The sequence below is a fragment of the Castellaniella sp. genome, from assembly GCF_034675905.1.
GTDB lineage: Bacteria > Pseudomonadota > Gammaproteobacteria > Burkholderiales > Burkholderiaceae_B > Castellaniella.
Window position 1 is genome coordinate 148,948 of the sequence record NZ_JAUCCV010000002.1, and the last position, 18,998, is coordinate 167,945.

The following is an 18,998-nucleotide window of genomic DNA, read 5'->3' on the forward strand; positions in this document are numbered from 1 at the left end:
TGGGGAATTTGTTGACTACCTGAATGTACAGCGATTCCCTTCCTCCACCAGCGGCGTTGGAAACGTAAAAAAATAAAAGAAATAGGGAATCGAGCGCATTCGTGAATCCTAGCACAGCAGGAATGGAGTGGCAAGAATCTGCTCCCGAGAAATTCATTCCTCATGAATTGATTAGCACACCAATCATTCTATAATGCATCGTTCGTATATCAATCATTTGATATGAATACATAATGTTGCATACACAGAGCCGTACAGGATCAGGCTTCTATGCGCATTCCTTACACATCAGGAGACTCGCATGAAAAAGACACTGCACACTTGCCTGCTGGCCGCGGCCGCCGGCGCCCTGGGGCTGACCGCCGCCGCCCAGGCCGCCGATCTGGCCGCCATCCAGAAATCCGGCACGATCCGCATCGCCGTCGCCAACGAAATCCCCTACGGCTACATGGATCTGAACGGCGAGGCCAAGGGCGTCGGCCCCGACGTCGCCAAGCACATCGCCAAAGCCCTGGGCATCCAGAACATCCAATGGACCACCACCAGCTTCGGCTCGCTGATTCCGGGCCTGCAGGCCGACCGCTACGACATGGTGGCCGCCGAAATGGCGATCCTGCCGCAACGCTGCCAGCAGGTCGCTTTTTCCGAACCGGACAGCTCCTACGGCGAAGGTCTGCTGGTCGCCAAGGACAATCCGAAAAACCTGCACGACTACGCAAGCTTTGCCAAGCCGGGACACAAGATCGCCATCATGGCCGGAGCCGATCAGCTGGAGATGCTGCAGGCGCTGAAGGTACCAGCGGATCAGATCGTGACGATCGCCAGCAACGCAGACGCTATTTCCACCGTCTCGACCGGACGGGCGGACGGCTATGCCGCCACCAGCCTGACCGTCAGCCAGCTGGCCGCCAAAAGCAAAGGCAAGGTTGAAGCCGCCCACGACTTCAAGGACCCTGTTGTTGATGGCCAGCCGGTGCGCAGCTGGGGGGGATTCACCTTTTCCCAGAATTCCGAAGCATTGCGCGATGCCGTGAACCAGGAACTGGCTGCCTTCAAGAAAACCGACGACTGGAAACAGATCATGAGCCACTACGGGTTCTCGGCGGAAGACGCATCCCAATCCTTCGAGCGCAGTACGGCGCAACTGTGCAAGGGCTGAGTCCGGCTGCCCATGGACTGGTTCGCCTATCTGAACCCCTTGATGGCGGGGGCCAGGGTCACGATCGAACTGACCCTGTATTCCACCGCCCTGGGGGGTTTGTTTTCCTTTCTGTTCGGCATCGGACGCCTGTCGCGCAGCCGGTTCTGGCGCTGGCTGTCGATCACCCTGATCGAGGTCTTTCGCGGCACGTCCCTGCTGGTGCAATTGTTCTGGCTGTTCTTCGCCCTGCCCGTACTGGGACAGGCGCTGGGCATCGACCTGCGCCTGCCTGCGGTGGTGGCCGGCGCCCTGGCCCTGAGCCTGAACATCGGCGCCTACGGGGCTGAAATCGTGCGCGGCGCCATTCAGGCGGTTCCGCACAATCAGTATGAAGCCGCCAAGGCGCTGGATTTCACGCCCCGGCAGACGCTGTGGCGGATCGCCCTGCCCCAGGCCATTCCGGAAATGCTGCCCAGCTTCAGCAATCTGGCGGTGCAGAACCTGAAGGACACGGCGCTGGTCTCGCTGATCGGCCTGGGCGACATGGCTTTTCAAGCCGAGCGCATCCGCAATTTCACCCAGGACAGCGTCCCGATCTACACCCTGTTGCTGCTGATGTACTTCGGCATGGCCCTGGTGCTGGCCGGCATGATGCGGATCCTGGAAATCCGCGTCGGCCGCTGGCGCAGCCGGAGGACCTGAGCATGCTGTTCGGTATTGAATGGAACACCGCCAACGACTGGATATTCGCCTGGTCGATTCTGCCCATCCTGCTGCGCGGCATGGTCGTCACCATCCAGGCGACTTTGCTGGGGTTTCTGGTGGGCGCGGTGCTGGGGCTGGTCCTGGCCGCGCTGAAAAGCGCCCGCCTGCGCCTGATCGCCTGGCCGGCGCGCATCTTCACGGAATTCCTGCGGGACACCCCGCTGCTGGTGCAGCTGTTTTTCCTGTACTACGTGCTGCCCGAATACGGCCTGGTGCTGCCGGCGTTTCTGACCGGGGCGCTGGCCCTGGGCGTGCAGTACAGCGCCTACATGTCGGAAGTCTACCGCGCAGGACTGGAATCCATCACTCACGGCCAGACCGAAGCCGCCCGCGCCCTGGATATTTCCCCGCAGCGTACCTTTATCGACATCATCCTGCCCCAGGCCATTCCACGCATCATCCCCGCCCTGGGCAACTATCTGGTGTCCATCATGAAGGACGTCCCCGTGCTGTCCGTGGTGTCGATTCTGGAAATGCTGAACGTGGCCCGCATCATCGGCGACCGCAGCTTCAACTACATGGTGCCGCTGACCCTGGTGGGCGTCCTGTACCTGATGCTGACCCTGATCGCCTCTGCCGGCGTGCGCTACCTGGATGAACACCTGCCCAAGCGCGGCATCCCTCTGCGTGGATAAAGGCATGCTCCAGCACCTATTTTTACCTGCCCCAGGAGCCCCCTGCTCATGACTGTCCCTGATTCCCCTGCGGCGCCGACCATCGGCGCCGAACCCATCATCGTCATGGACAAAGTCGTCAAGCGCTTTGGTGACGCCATCGTGCTGAACGAACTGGATTTCCAGGTCGCCAAAGGCGAAAAAGTCACCATCATCGGCCCCTCCGGATCGGGCAAATCGACGGTGCTGCGCATCCTGATGACACTGGAAAAGATCGATGGCGGCCTGATCCACGTGGCGGGCAAACCGCTATGGCACGAATACCGCGACCAGCAAGCCGTGCCGGCCAGCGAAGCCCATCTACGCACCATGCGCAAGGAAATGGGCATGGTGTTCCAGCAGTTCAACCTGTTCCCGCACATGACGGTGCTGCGCAACATCACCGAATCGCCTATCCACGTGCTGGGCCTGTCGCGCGCAGAAGCCCGCCAGCGGGCCTATGAATATCTGGATCTGGTCGGCATGACGGAGCACGCCGAAAAATTCCCCAGCCAGCTATCCGGCGGACAGCAGCAGCGCGTCGCCATCGCCCGCGCGCTGGCGACCCGCCCCAACATCATGCTGTTCGACGAACCGACATCCGCCCTGGACCCCGAACTGGTGGGCGAGGTGCTCAACGTCATCCAGCGCCTGTCGGAAGAACATGATCTGACCATGCTGCTGGTGACGCACGAAATGGAATTCGCCCGACAGATTTCCGACCGGGTGTGCTTCTTCGACAAGGGCGTCGTGGTGGAACAGGCAGCGCCCGAGGCAATGTTCACGGCGCCCAAAGAAGACCGCACCCGGGATTTCCTGAAGAATTTCATGCAGGCCCGGCAAGGAAGCCTCTGAGCACCGGGCGGCACCCCGCAACAAGCGCCGAACCGCCCTGGTCACGCAAAAATGGCTACGCCGCTGCAGACAACGGCGTCAGCGTTTCGGTCCTGTCCCGCGCGGCAATATGTTCCGGTCGCGGCGGCATGCCATGAAACGGCGCGACCAAGCGGTTGTCCACACTGTTATAGACCATGAACACATTGCAGCGCGGCCACGGCGACAGATTGCCGCTTGAGCCGTGCAGTGTGTTGCAATCGAAGAACACCGCCGACCCGGCAGGCGCTGTCGCCGCCTTCAGACCGCCCTGCTCGGCCAGCAAACGCAGGCTGAGGGCATCCGGCACTCCCACTTCCTGGCGGCGCAGGGAGCGCTTGTAATTTTCCTCGGGGGTTTCCCCCACGCAGGCGACGAACTGCCGATGCGAACCGGGAATCAGCATCAACGGCCCGTTGAACGGCGTATTGTCCGTCAGCAGCACGGAGCAGCTCAGCGCCCGCATGGCCGGCATGCCGTCTTCCACATGCCAGGTTTCGAAATCCGAATGCCAGTAGAATTCCTTGCCGTCCAGCGCCGGTTTCATATTGACCCGGGATTGATGGATATAAACCTCGGATCCCAGGATCTGCCGGGCAACCGCCAGCAGGCGCGGATCTCTGGGCAGATCCGCCAGGCGCGCACCCAATTCATGAACCCGGAAGACCGACCGCAAAGCTGTACCTCCCGGTTCGCGGATGACCTCTTCGCCTTCGCGCACGGCCGGATCACGCGCCAACTCCATGGCTTCTTGGCGCAGCGCTTCCACCTCAGCCGCATCAAACACGCCGGGCACAATCAGAAAACCATCCCGTTCGTAGGTCTGCAACCGGGCCTCATCCAAGGCCTGGTCATAGCGACCGCCGTCGTAGACGACGGGATCGCACCGCGCAATCAAAGCCGCCGAACGGCCCGTACGGGATACATAACAATCCTTCATCACAACACTCCTGCCCGATATCGGGCCTGTCCGCCGGGATCGGCTGACAGGCCCGGCATATCGCCTCTTTCAGTGCGCGGCCTCCAGCGGATACACGCCCGACGCATCATGCACCTCGCGCCCTGTCAGGGGCGGGTTGAAGACGCAGATCACGCGCAAGGGCTGACGCCCGCCGCGCAGCCAATGCTCGTCATGCTGATCCAAGGCATAGACCACCCCCGGTCCCAGCGCATATTTCTTGCCATCGGCGATGGTCTCGATCTCGCCATCGCCCTCGACGCACCAGACCGCTTCCAGATGGTTCTGGTAATGGATATGGGTTTCAGTCCCCGGCTTGATGATGGTCTCGTGAAACGAAAACCCCATCCCATCATCCGCCAGCAATACCCGACGGCTGGTCCAGTTATCCGTCACGACTTCCTGGTCCGTGCCGATCACTTCGTTGACATGGCGCACGATCATGAAGCGCCTCCGGCGACCTTCAACACCCGCGGCTGACGGCTCCGTGAAGCCATGACTTCATTGGCGCTGCGCTCGACGATTTCCAGCCCCTGTTCCAGCTGCTCGTACGGGATCGTCAGCGCCGGCAAAACTTTCAGGACCTCATCGTGCGCCCCGGAGGTCTCGATCACGACACCCTGCTCGAAAGCCCTGCGGGCGATACGGTTGGCCAGATCATCGCCCACCGGCGTCACCAGCCCCTGGATCAGCCCGCGGCCTCGCACGCCCAGTCCGGCATGACGGCAGCTATGCGCCAGGTTTTCCAGCCAATCGCGCACCAGCCGTTCTTTGGCAGCCACCGCATCCGACAGCGCCGGGCCAGACCAATAGGTCTCCATGGCCTGTGCCGCCGTGACAAAGGCCAGGTTATTGCCCCGGAAAGTGCCGCTATGCGCGCCGGGTTCCCAGACATCGAGCTCAGGCTTGAACAGCACCAGGGACATGGGCAACCCAAACCCCGAGAGCGACTTCGACAAGGTCACGATGTCGGGCGAAATGCCGGATGTCTCGAAACTGAAAAAATGCCCCGTGCGCCCGCAACCGACCTGGATATCATCGACGATCAGCAGCATGTCGTGCCGCCGGCACAGGCGTTCCAATTCGCGCAGCCAGCACTGGGAAGCGACATTGACCCCGCCTTCCCCCTGGACGGTTTCCACGATGACGGCGGCGGGATGATCCAGCCCGCTGCTGGGATCGTCGAGCATGCGCTCGAGATAGGCCATGGTATTCACATCCGGCCCGAAATAGCCGTCAAAGGGCATGAAGCTGGTATTGCCCAGCGCGACGCCGGCCGCTTTGCGGAATTTCTGGTTGGCCGTGGCCGCCAGCGACCCGCCCGATACGCCATGAAATCCGTGGGTGAATGAAATGATGTTCTGCCGGCCCTTGACCTGACGCGCCAGCTTCAGCGCCGCCTCTACTGCGTTCGTTCCGGTCGGCCCCGTGAACTGCAGGGTATAGTCCAGACCGCGCGGCTTCAGGATCAGCCGGTCCATGGTCTGCAGAAAATACTTCTTGGCGCTGGTCGCCATATCCAGGCCATGCACCACACCATCCGACGCCAGGTAATCCACCATGCGCTCGCGCAGGACCGGATTGTTGTGGCCGTAGTTCAGGGTACCCGCGCCGCTGAAAAAGTCGATGTAGCGGCGTCCGCTTTCATCAAACAGTTCCGAGCCGCGGGCTTTGGCGAAAATCACCGGGAACGACCGGATGTAGCCCCTGACCTCCGACTCCATCCGGTCAAAAATTTTCAAATCCATGTTTCCTCCTTGTTGACGTTGGAATAGACGACAGCAACTCAGCTCACTGCCGACAAGGAAAACGGGCCGATGCGCAACAGCGGTTCCGCCTCATGCGCATCCGCACCGAAAAGCGCTGCGTCAAACAGCGCCGACTCCCGCAAAGGGGCCTGTAAATGGCCCGCCAGACGGGTGAACAAGCACCGGGACGCCTGATTGCCAGGCCCCACTGTGGTTTCCACCCAGCGGACCGGACGCAAGCCACGACGCCGCAACAATTGCCGCAACATTCGCAGCCCCAGACCCAGGCCCCGGGCACGGGGATGAACCGCCACCTGCCAGACAAACAGCACCTCGCTGCGCCCCGGAGGCAGATACGCCGACACCATGCCCAGGACGCCATGGTGGTCCTCGGCGACGATGCAGGTGTGGGGAAAGTGTTCCGTCAACAGCAGATAGAGATAGACGGAATTGAGATCCAGCGGCGGGCAGTGCGCCACCAGAGTATGCAAGGCGGGTCCATCCGCCCTATGGGGCGGGCGCAGCCGGATCGGCGGCGCCCCAGGTAAGTCTGACCCCTGGGTCAAACCACCAACCCGGATTCGGGCGCCACCCCGGTAACAGGCATATCCAGCATGGGAGACTGCGCATCAGCGGCCGGCGCCAGGCCGGTGCCGGATTCCATCAGATCGACGACGCGTTCCAAGGACAAGGTGATCGTCGCCTGCTCCAGTTCCGGCAGCGCCTGCAGGGATTCCGCCAGCTTTTGCTGCAAGGGTGAAGGCGTGTCCTGCGCCAACTGGCGGCCGGCGTCGGTTGCACTGACGAACACGATGCGGCGATCGGCCCGCCCGCGTTCGCGGACAATCAGGCCTTTGTCTTCCAGACGATCCAAAATGCCGACCACGGTACTGGCGCTGACATGAACTTCCCGGCTGATGGCCGTCGCGGTCATCGGCCCTTTTTCGATGACCGTGCGCAGGCAGATGAGCTGAGGGCCTGTGATGTGACTACAGGCCGACAGCTGCCGGGAATGCAGGGCGACGGCACGGGTGATCCGGCGCAACGCCCGCAAGATACGCAGGTCGTAAGCCTGCTGCGCATCCATTTTGGTGTCCATGGTGATTCAGGGTCCTTGAAGAATTCATTTCAATTGAAATGATAAGGCCATGAATCATATCGGTCAAGAACAAAACTGCGGGCAGACCGTTAACTGCCTCCATGGAACGCCACACCGCTGAACATGCCGGATCAGTGCCCCGAATTCGGGTCGATCGCCTCGTCGCTATGGAAGATCGTGTGATCGGCCTTGCCCTTCACGGTCAGGAAACCGGCTACACCTTTTTCCACTCGGGACAAGGCATGGTCCACCAGCAGATAGCGGCCCGGATAATCGGTCTTGAATTCCACCATGGTCGCGCCGCCCGGCGGCACCATCGTAGTCTGCACGTCGGTCAGCGGCTTGCTGGTCAGGGATGCCTGATCATAGACCTTGTCGAATACCTCGCCGATGATGTGGAAGCTGGAGATCAGGTTCGGGCCGCCGACGCCGAAAAAGATGCGCACCGTATCGCCCACGTTGGAGGTCATGTCATAGACCTTGGTCAGCGCATCCATAGAGCCATTGAACATCACATGCTCCGGATTTTCAGCCAGCAGTTTTTCCAGAGAAAATTCCTGCAGCCCGCTGGCGCCATGCGCCTGCGCTGTATAGAGTTCCCCCTGCATGACGTAGAACTCGTGATCGACCTTGGACAGGCCGCCTTCCGGCTCGACCAGAATCATGCCGTACATGCCGTTGGTCACGTGCTGGGCCACCATGGGGGTGGCGCAGTGGTAGACGAACAGCCCTGCATGATTGGCCTTGAAGGTGAACGCTTTCGTCTGCCCCGGCGCCACCTGGGTGACAGCCGCGCCGCCGCCAGGCCCCGTGACGGCATGCAGATCGATCGAGTGGATGTGCGTGCTGTCCTTGGCATTGGTGATGTTCATCGTCACCGTGTCGCCCACCCGGACCCGAACGAACGGGCCAGGCACCTTGTTGTTGAATGTCCAGAAACGGTAGGTGCTGTTGTCGCCCAGACGCCCTTCGACTTCCGTGGTCAGCAGATCGACCGTGACTTTCTGCGGACCGCGCTTGCCCACCGGCGTGCCGACCTGGCTGGGGTCATGCGCAATCTGCGGCGCCTTGGTGACGACCTCGTCGGACGGCTCGCCCACGATGATCTTGCCCACCATCCCGGCCGCCTTATGACCCGGCAACGTGCACAGGTATTCAAAGGTGCCGTTCTTGGTCGCCCGGAACACAATAGCAGTCGCGGCATTCTTGCCCGAGATCTGATCCGATTGCGACTTGAATTCCGGCACAGCAATGTCGTGCGTGGCGCCATCGCCATTGATCAGGTTGATCTGCACCACGGCGCCTTCAGGCACTTTCAAGTCGGGGTTGACCTGGCCTTCCATGTCGCCCCGCTCGCCGATAAAGACCAGCTTGCCTTCAGCAATCGACGTGCGCAGCGTAAAGGTGACATCCGGCTTGTACGTGACGTCCTGGCTGCCGGGCGCCGCAGCGCCATGTTCGGCCCAGGCTGGACTGAACCCCACGCCAAGCCCAAGCAACAGCAAACCAGTCAACAGGTATCGGATCAATGCCATGGTTCCCCCAAAGACGTTCGAAATCGAGACAATTACCATTTCAATGGTACAAATATAAACGTTACGATTCTATACTTTACTGCCACTTCAGAGGCAGTAAAGCGGACAAGGCAGCAGAAAGCCGACAAACCGCAAGATTCCGCCAAGGAATCCAGTGAAATAATGGTGCAAACCCCAAATATCCCGACAGAGAACTTATAATCCTTGTCAAAGTGTAGGGTTTTCCCTCTCATGCTGATTTTTCACGGGTTTTATTTTGCTGGCTGATCCTCCCTCATCCGGGCCGACCCCCAGGACTTCTGTGCTCAGGCGTGTCCCTGTGGCTCCAGAGTCCACCCGGTGTTCCACCTGTATGCTGAATGCCATCTGCCTGCCCCTGGGCATGGCGCGGCAGGATGTCGTCAAAATGGACGAGCTGATCAAGGAACGCATCCGCTTGCCTAAAAGCGGCACCTTGTACCGCCAAGGCGATGCCGCCGAGGCCATCTACGGCCTGCGCTCGGGCTCGATCAAAACCCAGATAGAAGACGCCAGCGGCCAGGTTCAGATCACGGGGTTTCTACTGCCCGGCGAGATCCTGGGCATGGACGGCCTGATGAATTCCCAGCAGGTATCGCATGCTATCGCCCTGGAAGACACCGAAGTCTGCGTCATCCGCCTGGACGAAATGGATACTCTCGCGCCGCAGCTGCCATCTTTGGGCCTGCAGTTGCGACGCCTCATGAGCAAGGAAATCAGCCGGTCCCACCAGCAATTGCTGTCGCTGGGCAGCCTGCGATCCGAACAGCGTCTGGCAGCCTTTCTGCTGAATCTGTCCCAACGCCTGCAGGTCCTGGGCTATTCACCCTATGAATTCATCCTGCGCATGAGCCGCGAAGAAATCGGCAACTTCCTGGGGTTGACGCTGGAAACCGTCAGCCGCCTGTTTTCGCGCTTTGCCCGCGAAGGCCTGATCCGCGTCCAACAGCGCGAAGTCCATATCCTGGACATCGCCAGCCTGCAGGCCCTATCCGGCGCCGATTGCGGCTAACCGTCAACCGCCTGGACATTCAGTCTACCGGGTCGCCGAACTCATCCAATATTTCGCCCCGAGGGGCGATGCGCAGGGTCAAGGCGCTGGACAGCGCCGCCACACCCCAGAACAAAAAGAAACCCAGGGTGTAGACCGTCGGACGGCTGGCGCGAAACTGCCCCAGAAATACCAGATCCAAAGGATCCAGCAGCGCAAACACGACGCCGCTCGCTACCCCGCCCATCAAAAAGGATGGCCATAAAATCCACATCAGATTGCGTGCCTTCAAAGCCGTTCTCCCGGGTTGAAACCTGAATTTACCGCCCTGGCGCCTGCGCCTGCGCGGGCGGCGGCGCTACCACCAGCCCCTGCTTCGCCCCGCCATCCTGGATTTCCTGATTGCCATAAGCCTGAAACGCCAAGGCGATGGTGATGATGCAGCCCACGATGGCCACTGCAGGTCCCAGCAACAGCAGCCAGGGCCAGCGGTGCCGCCACCAGGGGCGGCCTTCGGACAGGTGTTCTTGCGTCATGGATGGCATGATAGCTTCCTGATTACTGAGGGACATAGAAACTGGACTGCTCGACGACCTGGGTGACATCACCGCCAGGCCGCGTGCCCTTCGTTTCAAACCGGATATCGTAGAGTCCCGGCTTCAGTTCACTGGCAGGCGCCTGCAGGACGACCGGCACCAGACGATTGGACGAACCCTCGACCCGCACCTTGTCTGTCCCCTGATCGGCGGTCTGCAAGCGCAGGCCGGGTACGCCGCTGGCGCTCAGATCCAGTTCCACGGGCTCTTCCGCCGAATTGATGATCTGCAGACGATAGACGTTTTCGATCTGGCCGCCCGGCACTTCCCGGCCCAGCGCCCCCCGGTCGCGGATCACGTCCACCCGCAGCGTCGTGCGGTTTGCCAGCGAAAAGACAAAACCGATGGCGATCGCCCCCAACAAGGCCGAATAGGCCAACACCCGCGGGCGCAGCATGCGGTTGCGCACCTGCGGCTGCGTCAGCCGTTCCGTAATGGCGTTGCCGGACGTATAGCGGATCAGGCCCCGTTCGTAGCCCATCTTGTCCATCACCGAATCGCAGGCATCCACACAAGCGCCGCAACCGATGCACATATACTGCAAGCCGTCGCGGATATCGATGCCGGTCGGACATACCTGCACGCACAGGCTGCAATCCACGCAGTCGCCCATGCCGGCTTCCTTGTGGTCGATCTTGCGCGACCGTCCGCCCCGGGGTTCGCCGCGCACGTGATCGTAAGTGACGACGAACGTATCATCATCGACCATGACGCTCTGGAACCGCGCATAGGGACACATGTATTTGCAGACGGCCTCGCGCATGAAGCCCGCATTGCCCCAGGTCGCAAAGGCGTAGAACAGCATCCAGAACCACTGCCAGGGCCCCAGATCAAAGGCCAGCAAATGCGCCCCCAGATCCCGGATCGGAGCGAAATAGCCGATGAAGGTATAACCCGTCCATAGCGCCAGCAGGATCCACAAGGCATGCTTGCTGGCCTTCAGGCGTAATTTCCGGGCATTCCAGGGTTGTTCATCCAGGCGGATACGCGCCAGCCGGTCGCCCTCGACCTTGGTCTCGATCCACATGAACAGTTCGGTATAGACGGTCTGCGGACAGGCGTAGCCGCAGAACAGCCGCCCGGCCATGGCCGTGAACAGAAACAGGGCGAACGCCGACAGCACCAGCAGCACCGCCAGATAGATCACGTCCTGGGGCCACAGCACCATGCCGAACAGATAGAATTTCCGCGCCCCCAGATCGAACAGCACGGCCTGGCGGTCGTTCCACTGGATCCAGGGCAGACCGTAGAACACTGCCTGCGTCAGAAAGACCATCAGCACCCGGATACGGGCGAAATGCCCTTGAACCGAGCGCGGATAGATCTTGGAACGGACCTCGGCCAGGGCTTTTTCAACCTGAGGAGACGTGCCGCCCCCCGAGCCCTTGCGAATTCTTCGTACGGGCTGCCAGGCCGGGTCGTCACGCGGCGGTTGCGTGGCGGCCTGTTGGGAGGGTTCCTTCTGCATGGTGTCCTCTGTGTCGCTGACTGGTCTGTGTGACAGGCCCTTCTGGCTGAAGTAACGATAGTTGCCGGACCCGCCGCCCGGATGAGGGCGGCCGGCACGGGGTTAACGGTTGGAATGCCCCCAGACCCAGGCCGTCAGCAGACGGATCTGCTCGGGCGTCAGGTAGGTTTCCTGGGCAGGCATCTGATTGTCGCGACCGTTCAGGATGGTCTCGACGATGGTGGCTTCGGAACTGCCATACAGCCAGGCGCCATCGGTCAGGTTGGGCGCCCCCAACAGCGGGTTGCCTTTACCCTCGGCGCCGTGGCAAGCCACACAGTACGTATCAAAGCCGCGCTTGCCCGCGTTGACGCGCAAGGGATCATGCGCCAGTCCGGAAAAGGAACGCACGTACTGGGCGATGGCCGATGCGTCTTCGGGCTTGATCACGGCGCCCCAGGGCGGCATCATGCCGTGGCGGCCCTTGGTGATGGTCTCCATGATCTGCTCGGGCGAACCACCCCACAGCCAATCGCCGTCCGTCAGGTTGGGAAAGCCGCGGCTGCCCTTGGCATCCGATCCGTGACACTGCGCACAGTTGTTCAAAAACAGCCGCTGGCCGATGTCGAGCGCCTGAGTGTCGCGAGCGATGTCCTGAATCGGCATCTCGCGAAAGCGTTCGTACACAGGCTGGATCTGCGCGTTCAAGGCGTCCTGCTCCTGCAGGACCTGCTTGCCGGCCGTAAAGCCCAAGGTGCCGGGATTGCTGCCCAGCCCCGGATACAGCACCAGATAGCCCAGCGCAAAGACGCACAGCAGCAGATACATCACCGTCCACCAGCGTGGCACGGGGTTGTTCAGCTCGGTCAGATCGCCGTCCCAGACATGGCCGGTGCTTTCGACCACCTTGACGTCGCGCTTGAGCCAGGCGCGCTGGGAAAACAGCAGGTATACGCACCAGGCGATACCGCCCAGCGCAATCACGGCGATGTAATAGCTCCAGAAACTGCTGATGAAATCACTCATGGGTATCCCCGGCTTTCTTGTCGTTCTGATATTCCTCGGGCAGGGCGAAAGGCAGCTGCGCCGCCTGCTGATTGGCCTCGGCACGATGCGCCGACCAGGCCCACCAGACAATACCGGCAAAGGTCAGCATCGCCAGCCCGGTCACCAGTCCATTGATCATGGCAAGCATTTCACTGCCCCCCGTTTTTCATGGCCTGTTCAGCGGCAGCGCGGCCGCCCACGCCCAGGCCTTGCAGGTACGCCACGATGGCGTCTTCCTCGGTCTTGCCCTTGAGCGCTTCGGGCGCAGCGGCGATTTCCTCGTCGGTATAAGGAACCCCCAAGGTGCGCAGGACCTTCATGCGTTCCTGCACATCGGCGCCTTCCACCGTGTTGTGCTGCAGCCAGGCGTAAGCCGGCATATTGGATTCCTTGACCACGTCGCGCGGATTACGCAGGTGGATGCGGTGCCATTCGTCGGAATACCGCTGCCCCACGCGGGCCAGGTCCGGTCCCGTACGCTTGGAGCCCCACAGAAAGGGATGGTCGTAGACCGATTCCGCCGCGATGGAATACGGGCCATAGCGCTGGACCTCGGACTGCAGCTTGCGGATCTGCTGCGAATGACAGCCGACGCAGCCTTCGCGGATGTAGACGTCGCGCCCGACCAGGCGCAGGGCCTCGTAGGGCCTGACGCCTTCGGCCGCCGTGGTCGTGGAGTGCTGGAAAAACAGCGGGATGATCTGCACCAGGCCGGAAAAGGACACCACCAGGATGCTGAAAATGATCAGCAGACCGACGTTGCGTTCCAGCAGTTCGTGCGAAAAGCGTTTCTTGGTCTTGGTACCAGACATGGTCAACACTCCTTAGGCCGATGCCGGCACGACAGTTGCGGGGGCGGCATGGACGGCATCCGGGCTGTCCAGCGGCACCAGGGGATTGACCCGCTGCTGGCCGCGCACGGTCAACCAGGTGTTCCAGGCCATCAGGCACATGCCCCCCAGGAAGAACAGACCGCCGATCATGCGGATCAGGTAGAAGGGATAAGTGGCCTTGACCGCCTCGACAAAGCTGTAGGTCAGCATGCCGTCGGCGCCCGTGGCGCGCCACATCAACCCCTGCATCACGCCGGCAATCCACATGGCGGCGATGTACAGCACCACCCCCAGCGTCGCCAGCCAGAAATGCAGATTGATCAGGTCCGGACGCGCCATGCTCTCGCGGCCATACAGACGCGGAATCAGGTAGTACAAGGACCCGAAGGTGATCATGGCTACCCAGCCCAGGGCGCCGGCATGCACGTGGCCGATGGTCCAGTCGGTGTAGTGCGACAGGGCATTGACGGTGCGGATCGACATCATGGAGCCCTCGAAGGTCGCCATGCCGTAGAAGGACAGCGCCACCACCAGGAACTTCAGGATCGGATCCGTGCGCAATTTGTGCCAGGCGCCCGACACGGTCATGATGCCGTTGATCATGCCGCCCCAGGACGGCGCCAGCAGGATCAGCGAAAAGGCCATGCCCAACGACTGCGTCCAGTCGGGCAACGAGGTATACAGCAGGTGATGCGGCCCTGCCCACATATAGGTAAAGGCCAGCGCCCAGAAGTGCACGATGGACAGACGATAGGAATAGATCGGGCGCCCGGCCTGCTTGGGCACGAAGTAATACATCATGCCCAGAAAGCTGGTGGTCAGGAAAAAGCCGACCGCATTATGCCCGTACCACCACTGCACCATGGCATCCTGCACCCCGGCGTAGGCGGAATATGACTTCCACATCGACACCGGCAGTTCCAGGTTATTGAAAATATGCAGGATGGCGATGGTCAGGATGTAGGATCCGAAGAACCAATTGGCCACATAGATGTGCTTGACGCGACGCTTGGCGATCGTACCGAAGAACACGACGGCATACGCCACCCAGACCAGCGTGATCAGGATGTCGATGGGCCATTCCAGTTCGGCGTATTCCTTGGTCGAGGTATACCCCAGCGGCAAGGTGATGACGGCGCCCACCAGCACGGCCTGCCAGCCCCAGAAGGTGAACGCGGCCAGCTTGTCGGAGAACAGCCGGACCTGACAGGTGCGCTGCACCACGTAATAGGACGTGGCAAACAAGGCGCTGCCGCCAAAGGCGAAGATCACCCCATTGGTGTGCAGCGGACGCAGCCGCCCGTAACTGAGCCATGGCGTATTGAAATTCAATTCCGGCCAGATCAGCTGCGAGGCGATCAGCACGCCGACCGCCATTCCCACCACGCCCCAAAAAATCGTGGCGATCGTGAACTGTCGAACGACATCGTAATTGAAGGTTTCGGCCGGTGTCCCGGTATGCCCGGTCGTGCCCATAAACGTTCCCCTCAGAACAAGGTTAAAACATGAATTTTTGAAAACCTGAATAATCCATGAAGCACCCGGAATCAGCCTTGATTTAGATCAATCTGACCCGGAACACCCCCGATCATCGTCTTTCAAGATAGCGACTGCCGCATCCCGGGTGTCGTCGAACTGACCGGCGAAGATCGCCCACCAGAACGCCACGCCGATCCCCAGCACAAACAGCAGAGAAATCGGCAACAGTAAAAAAAGAGCATCCATGGCCGCGCCTCAGGCAGGGTCTGCCGCCAGCGGCGCCGCATCCGCGCGGCCGACCTGCGCCAGACGCCAGGCGTTGGCCGCCACCGCCAGCGAAGACACCAGCATGGTGATGGCCGCCAACCAGGGCTGCACCCAGCCGAACGCCGCCAACGGCGTCATCAGCACATGCCAGGCCAGAGATCCCGCCAGGTTTTGTCGGGCGATGCGCCGCATGGCCCGGTCCGCCGGGGACAGGCCATCGCCGTGTTCGATGCCATCGCGCAGGATCGCCGCGCGCCGGGCCGCCAGCGCCGCCGGCACCGACATGGACAACGCGCAGGGACAGCTCATGACCAGCAATGCCACGGTGACCGCCAGCGCCTGATCGGGCTGCACCTGCCACCAATAGGCGCCCACCAGCCCGGCCAGCAGAATCTGGATGCACACGAACCAGAACGCCAGGCGGTCAGCCTGGCGCAGCAGCGCCGCGTCTGCTGCATGGCGTTCTGCCACCGCTTGGCGGGCGCACAGCTCCAGGAAACGAGCGCTTAATAGAAAGGCCACGAACATGGAAACGGAATCGAAATAGACCTCGCCGTGATCGCGCCAAGTGGCGATCACGCTGGGAATGAAGGCGGCCAGAATACCCAACGCGACAGGCACATCCATGCCAACCCGGCCCTGGCGCAGGCTGCACCAGGCGCCTCGCCAGACCGGCCAGGCGCAGTACAACACCAGCGGCACGCACAGAATCAGGCTGAGCCAGTTCATCAATACGATGGCTTGTTCCAGCGCCAGCTGGGAATCCGCCGCCCGCGCCCCATGGCGCAGATAGCCCGGAAAAGCCAGCATCATGACCTGCATCATGATCAGCCACGCCAGCCCGGTGCGCGCCAGCATATGCCGGCGCGTGCTGCGCATGGCATCGGTCATATTAGGCGGCGGCGTCAGCAGGGAATGAGCGTGCATGGCACAGACTATAGCCAGCCCGTTTCCGACGGACTTTGACCCAGATCAAGAAGTGCCATAAAACCATTACTTTTCAATGGTTTTTGAACAAAAAAAGGAAGGCTGACGCCTTCCGAAAGTACATCTCAGGGGAGCCCCTCGTCTCCCCTGTCCTCTCAACTGCGATACTTAAGCAACCTTGGCCGCCGGCGACTGGTCGAACTGGGCTTCCTCGGTCGAACCGCTGAGCGCCGTGGTTGAAGACTGGCCGCCTTCGATGGCCTGCGTCACCGCGTCGAAATAGCCGACACCGACTTCGCGCTGATGCTTGACGGCGGTAAAGCCCTTGTCGGCAGCGGCGAATTCCTTTTGCTGCAGTTCGACGAAAGCGCTCATCTGCGTACGGGCATAGCCGTGAGCCAATTCGAACATGCCGTAGTTCAGGGAATGGAAGCCCGCCAGCGTGATGAACTGGAACTTGTAGCCCATGGCGCCCAACTCACGCTGGAACTTCGCCACCGTGGCGTCGTCCAGGTTCTTCTTCCAGTTGAAGGAAGGCGAGCAGTTGTAGGCCAGCATCTTGCCGGGGAACTGGCGGTGCACGGCCTCGGCGAATTTGCGGGCGTATTCCAGATTGGGGGTGGACGTCTCGCACCAGATCAGATCCGCATACGGCGCATAGGCCAGGCCGCGTGAAATCGCCTGATCCAGACCTGCACGCGTGCGGTAAAAGCCTTCCAACGTGCGTTCACCCGTCACGAAAGGCGCATCGTTTTCGTCGACGTTGCTGGTCAGCAGATCGGCGGCTTCGGCGTCCGTGCGGGCCACCAGCAGCGTCGGCACATTCAGCACGTCGGCCGCCAGACGGGCAGACACCAGTTTGGCAACGGCTTCACGAGTCGGCACCAGCACCTTGCCGCCCATGTGGCCGCATTTCTTCACCGAAGCCAGCTGGTCTTCGAAGTGCACCCCCGACGCGCCGGCTTCGATCATGGACTTCATCAATTCAAAGGCGTTCAGCACGCCGCCGAAACCAGCCTCGGCATCCGCCACGATCGGCGCGTAGTAATCGATATAGTCCGCATCGCCGGGATTCTTGCCTTCCATCCACTGGATCTGGTCGCAACGGGTCAGGGAATTATTGATCCGCTTGACCACGCTGGGCACGGAATTGGCCGGATACAGCGATTGGTCGGGATACATTTCACCGGCGATGTTGGCATCACCGGCCACCTGCCAACCCGACAGGTAGACGGCCTTCAGGCCGGCCTTGACCTGCTGCATGGCCTGGTTCCCCGTCAGGGCGCCCAGCGCATTGACGAAGTCTTCTGTGTGCAACAGATCCCACAGTTTTTCCGCACCCCGGCGCGCCAGCGTGTGTTCCACCACCACCGAGCCGCGCAGACGCACGACCTCGTCGGCGCTGTAGCCCCGTTTGATGCCTTGCCAGCGGGCGTCCTCGGCCCAGCTACGTTGCAGATTGCGCACTTCCGTTTCGCGAGAGGTCATGGTGTTGCTCCTGAGTAGGTGAAAACAAGAAACCGTTGAAAACAGTCTACGCTTATGCTGCAGTGCACACATGACTTATATCTTATATAAGACAGAAAATTTTATCGTTTTAATTCATGCTGTTATTAAGTTTATTTCATGTTATGAAATAAATTTCCTGATCATGAAAACCCATTCAATGCGATGCAACACGGATTTTTCACATCCTAAAACCATGTTTTCATCATATGAAATACAGGGATCTCAGACAGTACAATGCCCCTGCCGCTCATCGATTCAAGACGCCAAGAGAAAAGTCATGGAAATTTCCGCACTCACACACAGCCCCCTAGGGCGCAGCACGGCAGGGTCTGATCACTACGATCCGGCGCTCCTGTGCCCTATCGCTCGCGCTGAGACGCGCGCCGGGCTGGATCTGCCCCAGGCGCCCTACGGCGCCGACATCTGGAATGCCTATGAATTGTCGTGGTTGAATGCCAAAGGCCGCCCGGTCGTGGCCATGGGGCGGTTCACCTTTCCGGCTGACAGCCTGAACCTGATCGAGTCGAAATCTTTCAAGCTCTATCTGAACAGCTTCAATGATGAGCGCTTTGAATATCCGGACATCGTGCGCCAGCGCCTGTACACGGACCTCAGCCGCGCCTGCGACAAACCTGTCCACATTGAAATCCTGTCCGTGCGCCCGGCATTCGAGCTCAGCTGCGCACCGCTGCGCGGCACCTGCATCGACGAACAGGATATCGACTTCGACCCCGTCGCCGCGCCCACCCCGGACACGCTGACCCTGTCGCAGCCGGCGCCTTTCGTGCGCGAGACCCTGGTGACGGAACTGATGAAATCCAACTGCCCCGTCACCGGCCAGCCCGACTGGGCCAGCTTGCAGATCCAGTACGCCGGCTCACGCATCGACCATGCCGGCCTGCTGCGCTACATCGTGTCCTTGCGTCACCATGGCGAATTTCACGAGCTGTGCGTGGAAAAAATCTACGGGGAAATCATGGCGCGCTGCGCGCCGGAAGAGCTGCTGGTCTATGCGCGCTATACCCGCCGGGGCGGACTGGACATCAACCCCTGGCGGGCCAATATACAAGTCCAGAATATCGGGCAGACCCGCACGCTGCGGCAGTAGACCG

22 protein-coding genes are annotated in these 18,998 nt (G+C 61.0%); 6 read left to right on the forward strand and 16 right to left on the reverse strand.

Going from position 1 to position 18,998, the window contains the following annotated elements; translation table 11 throughout:
- The first annotated feature begins 301 nt into the window (after window positions 1-301).
- The 4 genes from ehuB to ehuA are packed head-to-tail and all read left to right on the forward strand — an operon-like array spanning window position 302 to window position 3,414.
- Window positions 302-1,159 (forward strand): ectoine/hydroxyectoine ABC transporter substrate-binding protein EhuB, encoded by an 858-nt coding sequence (ehuB, locus tag VDP79_RS01860; RefSeq protein WP_323016541.1) that lies wholly within the window; start codon window positions 302-304, stop codon window positions 1,157-1,159.
- A 12-nt stretch (window positions 1,160-1,171) separates the two neighbouring features.
- On the forward strand, window positions 1,172-1,843 hold the full coding sequence (gene ehuC, locus VDP79_RS01865; RefSeq protein WP_323016542.1) for an ectoine/hydroxyectoine ABC transporter permease subunit EhuC: 672 nt from the start codon (window positions 1,172-1,174) through the stop codon (window positions 1,841-1,843).
- A gap of 2 nt (window positions 1,844-1,845) precedes the next feature.
- Window positions 1,846-2,541: an ectoine/hydroxyectoine ABC transporter permease subunit EhuD gene (ehuD, locus tag VDP79_RS01870; protein ID WP_323016543.1), complete on the forward strand. Its 696-nt coding sequence runs from the start codon at window positions 1,846-1,848 to the stop codon at window positions 2,539-2,541.
- A 48-nt stretch (window positions 2,542-2,589) separates the two neighbouring features.
- The gene (gene ehuA / locus VDP79_RS01875; protein WP_323016544.1) at window positions 2,590-3,414 is read left to right on the forward strand and encodes an ectoine/hydroxyectoine ABC transporter ATP-binding protein EhuA; all 825 of its coding nucleotides are present in this window, start codon (window positions 2,590-2,592) and stop codon (window positions 3,412-3,414) included.
- 55 nt (window positions 3,415-3,469) lie between these two features.
- Here the strand turns inward: ehuA and thpD are convergent, their stop codons facing one another.
- The 6 genes from thpD to nirK all read right to left on the reverse strand — a co-directional run bounded on the left by thpD (window position 3,470) and on the right by nirK (window position 8,772).
- Window positions 3,470-4,372, reverse strand: a complete 903-nt coding sequence (gene thpD, locus VDP79_RS01880; RefSeq protein ID WP_323016545.1) for an ectoine hydroxylase — start codon at window positions 4,370-4,372, stop codon at window positions 3,470-3,472.
- A gap of 69 nt (window positions 4,373-4,441) precedes the next feature.
- Window positions 4,442-4,834 carry an ectoine synthase gene (locus tag VDP79_RS01885; RefSeq protein WP_323016546.1) on the reverse strand — a complete coding sequence of 131 codons (393 nt, stop codon included), beginning with the start codon at window positions 4,832-4,834 and terminating at the stop codon, window positions 4,442-4,444.
- Complete coding sequence (gene ectB, locus VDP79_RS01890) at window positions 4,831-6,138, reverse strand: diaminobutyrate--2-oxoglutarate transaminase (RefSeq protein WP_323016547.1); 1,308 nt, start codon at window positions 6,136-6,138, stop codon at window positions 4,831-4,833. The genes VDP79_RS01885 and ectB overlap by 4 nt, the downstream gene beginning before the upstream one ends.
- A gap of 38 nt (window positions 6,139-6,176) precedes the next feature.
- Window positions 6,177-6,704: a diaminobutyrate acetyltransferase gene (gene ectA / locus VDP79_RS01895; protein WP_323016548.1), complete on the reverse strand. Its 528-nt coding sequence runs from the start codon at window positions 6,702-6,704 to the stop codon at window positions 6,177-6,179.
- Window positions 6,701-7,237 (reverse strand): MarR family transcriptional regulator, encoded by a 537-nt coding sequence (locus VDP79_RS01900; protein WP_323016549.1) that lies wholly within the window; start codon window positions 7,235-7,237, stop codon window positions 6,701-6,703. Before VDP79_RS01900 ends, ectA begins: the two co-directional genes overlap by 4 nt.
- Before the next feature lie 131 nt (window positions 7,238-7,368).
- Entirely contained in the window at window positions 7,369-8,772 is a 1,404-nt protein-coding gene (nirK, locus tag VDP79_RS01905; protein ID WP_323016550.1) for a copper-containing nitrite reductase, read from the reverse strand.
- A gap of 352 nt (window positions 8,773-9,124) precedes the next feature.
- Between nirK and VDP79_RS01910 the strand changes: the two genes are divergently transcribed.
- Entirely contained in the window at window positions 9,125-9,802 is a 678-nt protein-coding gene (locus VDP79_RS01910) for a helix-turn-helix domain-containing protein (RefSeq protein WP_416233025.1), read from the forward strand.
- Window positions 9,803-9,821: 19 nt separating this feature from the next.
- Here VDP79_RS01910 and VDP79_RS01915 read toward each other — a convergent pair whose 3' ends face one another.
- The 10 genes from VDP79_RS01915 to aceA form a co-directional block, all read right to left on the reverse strand.
- A complete protein-coding gene (locus VDP79_RS01915) occupies window positions 9,822-10,073 on the reverse strand; it encodes a hypothetical protein (RefSeq protein ID WP_323016552.1) in 252 nt (83 codons plus the stop codon).
- A 28-nt stretch (window positions 10,074-10,101) separates the two neighbouring features.
- Complete coding sequence (locus VDP79_RS01920) at window positions 10,102-10,326, reverse strand: hypothetical protein (protein ID WP_416233026.1); 225 nt, start codon at window positions 10,324-10,326, stop codon at window positions 10,102-10,104.
- 13 nt (window positions 10,327-10,339) lie between these two features.
- Window positions 10,340-11,845 (reverse strand): cytochrome c oxidase accessory protein CcoG, encoded by a 1,506-nt coding sequence (gene ccoG / locus VDP79_RS01925; protein ID WP_323016553.1) that lies wholly within the window; start codon window positions 11,843-11,845, stop codon window positions 10,340-10,342.
- A 102-nt stretch (window positions 11,846-11,947) separates the two neighbouring features.
- Window positions 11,948-12,850, reverse strand: a complete 903-nt coding sequence (ccoP, locus tag VDP79_RS01930; protein WP_323016554.1) for a cytochrome-c oxidase, cbb3-type subunit III — start codon at window positions 12,848-12,850, stop codon at window positions 11,948-11,950.
- Window positions 12,843-13,010, reverse strand: coding sequence for a cbb3-type cytochrome oxidase subunit 3 (locus VDP79_RS01935; protein ID WP_416233027.1), 168 nt, complete (start codon window positions 13,008-13,010; stop codon window positions 12,843-12,845). Before VDP79_RS01935 ends, ccoP begins: the two co-directional genes overlap by 8 nt.
- A 10-nt stretch (window positions 13,011-13,020) precedes the next feature.
- Entirely contained in the window at window positions 13,021-13,683 is a 663-nt protein-coding gene (gene ccoO, locus VDP79_RS01940; protein ID WP_323016556.1) for a cytochrome-c oxidase, cbb3-type subunit II, read from the reverse strand.
- 12 nt (window positions 13,684-13,695) lie between these two features.
- The gene (ccoN, locus tag VDP79_RS01945) at window positions 13,696-15,180 is read right to left on the reverse strand and encodes a cytochrome-c oxidase, cbb3-type subunit I (protein WP_323016557.1); all 1,485 of its coding nucleotides are present in this window, start codon (window positions 15,178-15,180) and stop codon (window positions 13,696-13,698) included.
- Window positions 15,181-15,267: 87 nt separating this feature from the next.
- Window positions 15,268-15,429, reverse strand: coding sequence for a cbb3-type cytochrome oxidase assembly protein CcoS (gene ccoS, locus VDP79_RS01950; protein ID WP_323016558.1), 162 nt, complete (start codon window positions 15,427-15,429; stop codon window positions 15,268-15,270).
- A gap of 9 nt (window positions 15,430-15,438) precedes the next feature.
- Window positions 15,439-16,377: a hypothetical protein gene (locus VDP79_RS01955; protein ID WP_323016559.1), complete on the reverse strand. Its 939-nt coding sequence runs from the start codon at window positions 16,375-16,377 to the stop codon at window positions 15,439-15,441.
- A 168-nt stretch (window positions 16,378-16,545) separates the two neighbouring features.
- The gene (aceA, locus tag VDP79_RS01960) at window positions 16,546-17,865 is read right to left on the reverse strand and encodes an isocitrate lyase (RefSeq protein ID WP_323016560.1); all 1,320 of its coding nucleotides are present in this window, start codon (window positions 17,863-17,865) and stop codon (window positions 16,546-16,548) included.
- 298 nt (window positions 17,866-18,163) lie between these two features.
- Between aceA and queF the strand changes: the two genes are divergently transcribed.
- Window positions 18,164-18,994, forward strand: a complete 831-nt coding sequence (gene queF, locus VDP79_RS01965) for an NADPH-dependent 7-cyano-7-deazaguanine reductase QueF (protein ID WP_323016561.1) — start codon at window positions 18,164-18,166, stop codon at window positions 18,992-18,994.
- Window positions 18,995-18,998 lie beyond the last annotated feature (4 nt).

What these genes read in the sequence shown, in the direction of transcription:
- ccoN (WP_323016557.1), bottom strand. Translation starts at nt 15,180, where the DNA reads ATGGGCACGACCGGGCATACCGGGACACCGGCCGAAACCTTCAATTAC.
- ehuA (WP_323016544.1), top strand. Translation starts at nt 2,590, where the DNA reads ATGACTGTCCCTGATTCCCCTGCGGCGCCGACCATCGGCGCCGAACCC.
- ectB (WP_323016547.1), bottom strand. Translation starts at nt 6,138, where the DNA reads ATGGATTTGAAAATTTTTGACCGGATGGAGTCGGAGGTCAGGGGCTAC.
- thpD (WP_323016545.1), bottom strand. Translation starts at nt 4,372, where the DNA reads ATGAAGGATTGTTATGTATCCCGTACGGGCCGTTCGGCGGCTTTGATT.
- VDP79_RS01920 (WP_416233026.1), bottom strand. Translation starts at nt 10,326, where the DNA reads ATGCCATCCATGACGCAAGAACACCTGTCCGAAGGCCGCCCCTGGTGG.
- aceA (WP_323016560.1), bottom strand. Translation starts at nt 17,865, where the DNA reads ATGACCTCTCGCGAAACGGAAGTGCGCAATCTGCAACGTAGCTGGGCC.
- ehuB (WP_323016541.1), top strand. Translation starts at nt 302, where the DNA reads ATGAAAAAGACACTGCACACTTGCCTGCTGGCCGCGGCCGCCGGCGCC.
- VDP79_RS01900 (WP_323016549.1), bottom strand. Translation starts at nt 7,237, where the DNA reads ATGGACACCAAAATGGATGCGCAGCAGGCTTACGACCTGCGTATCTTG.
- VDP79_RS01910 (WP_416233025.1), top strand. Translation starts at nt 9,125, where the DNA reads ATGCTGAATGCCATCTGCCTGCCCCTGGGCATGGCGCGGCAGGATGTC.
- VDP79_RS01885 (WP_323016546.1), bottom strand. Translation starts at nt 4,834, where the DNA reads ATGATCGTGCGCCATGTCAACGAAGTGATCGGCACGGACCAGGAAGTC.
- ccoP (WP_323016554.1), bottom strand. Translation starts at nt 12,850, where the DNA reads ATGAGTGATTTCATCAGCAGTTTCTGGAGCTATTACATCGCCGTGATT.
- ehuD (WP_323016543.1), top strand. Translation starts at nt 1,846, where the DNA reads ATGCTGTTCGGTATTGAATGGAACACCGCCAACGACTGGATATTCGCC.
- ehuC (WP_323016542.1), top strand. Translation starts at nt 1,172, where the DNA reads ATGGACTGGTTCGCCTATCTGAACCCCTTGATGGCGGGGGCCAGGGTC.
- VDP79_RS01955 (WP_323016559.1), bottom strand. Translation starts at nt 16,377, where the DNA reads ATGCACGCTCATTCCCTGCTGACGCCGCCGCCTAATATGACCGATGCC.
- ccoS (WP_323016558.1), bottom strand. Translation starts at nt 15,429, where the DNA reads ATGGATGCTCTTTTTTTACTGTTGCCGATTTCTCTGCTGTTTGTGCTG.
- VDP79_RS01935 (WP_416233027.1), bottom strand. Translation starts at nt 13,010, where the DNA reads ATGATCAATGGACTGGTGACCGGGCTGGCGATGCTGACCTTTGCCGGT.
- queF (WP_323016561.1), top strand. Translation starts at nt 18,164, where the DNA reads ATGGAAATTTCCGCACTCACACACAGCCCCCTAGGGCGCAGCACGGCA.
- ccoG (WP_323016553.1), bottom strand. Translation starts at nt 11,845, where the DNA reads ATGCAGAAGGAACCCTCCCAACAGGCCGCCACGCAACCGCCGCGTGAC.
- nirK (WP_323016550.1), bottom strand. Translation starts at nt 8,772, where the DNA reads ATGGCATTGATCCGATACCTGTTGACTGGTTTGCTGTTGCTTGGGCTT.
- ccoO (WP_323016556.1), bottom strand. Translation starts at nt 13,683, where the DNA reads ATGTCTGGTACCAAGACCAAGAAACGCTTTTCGCACGAACTGCTGGAA.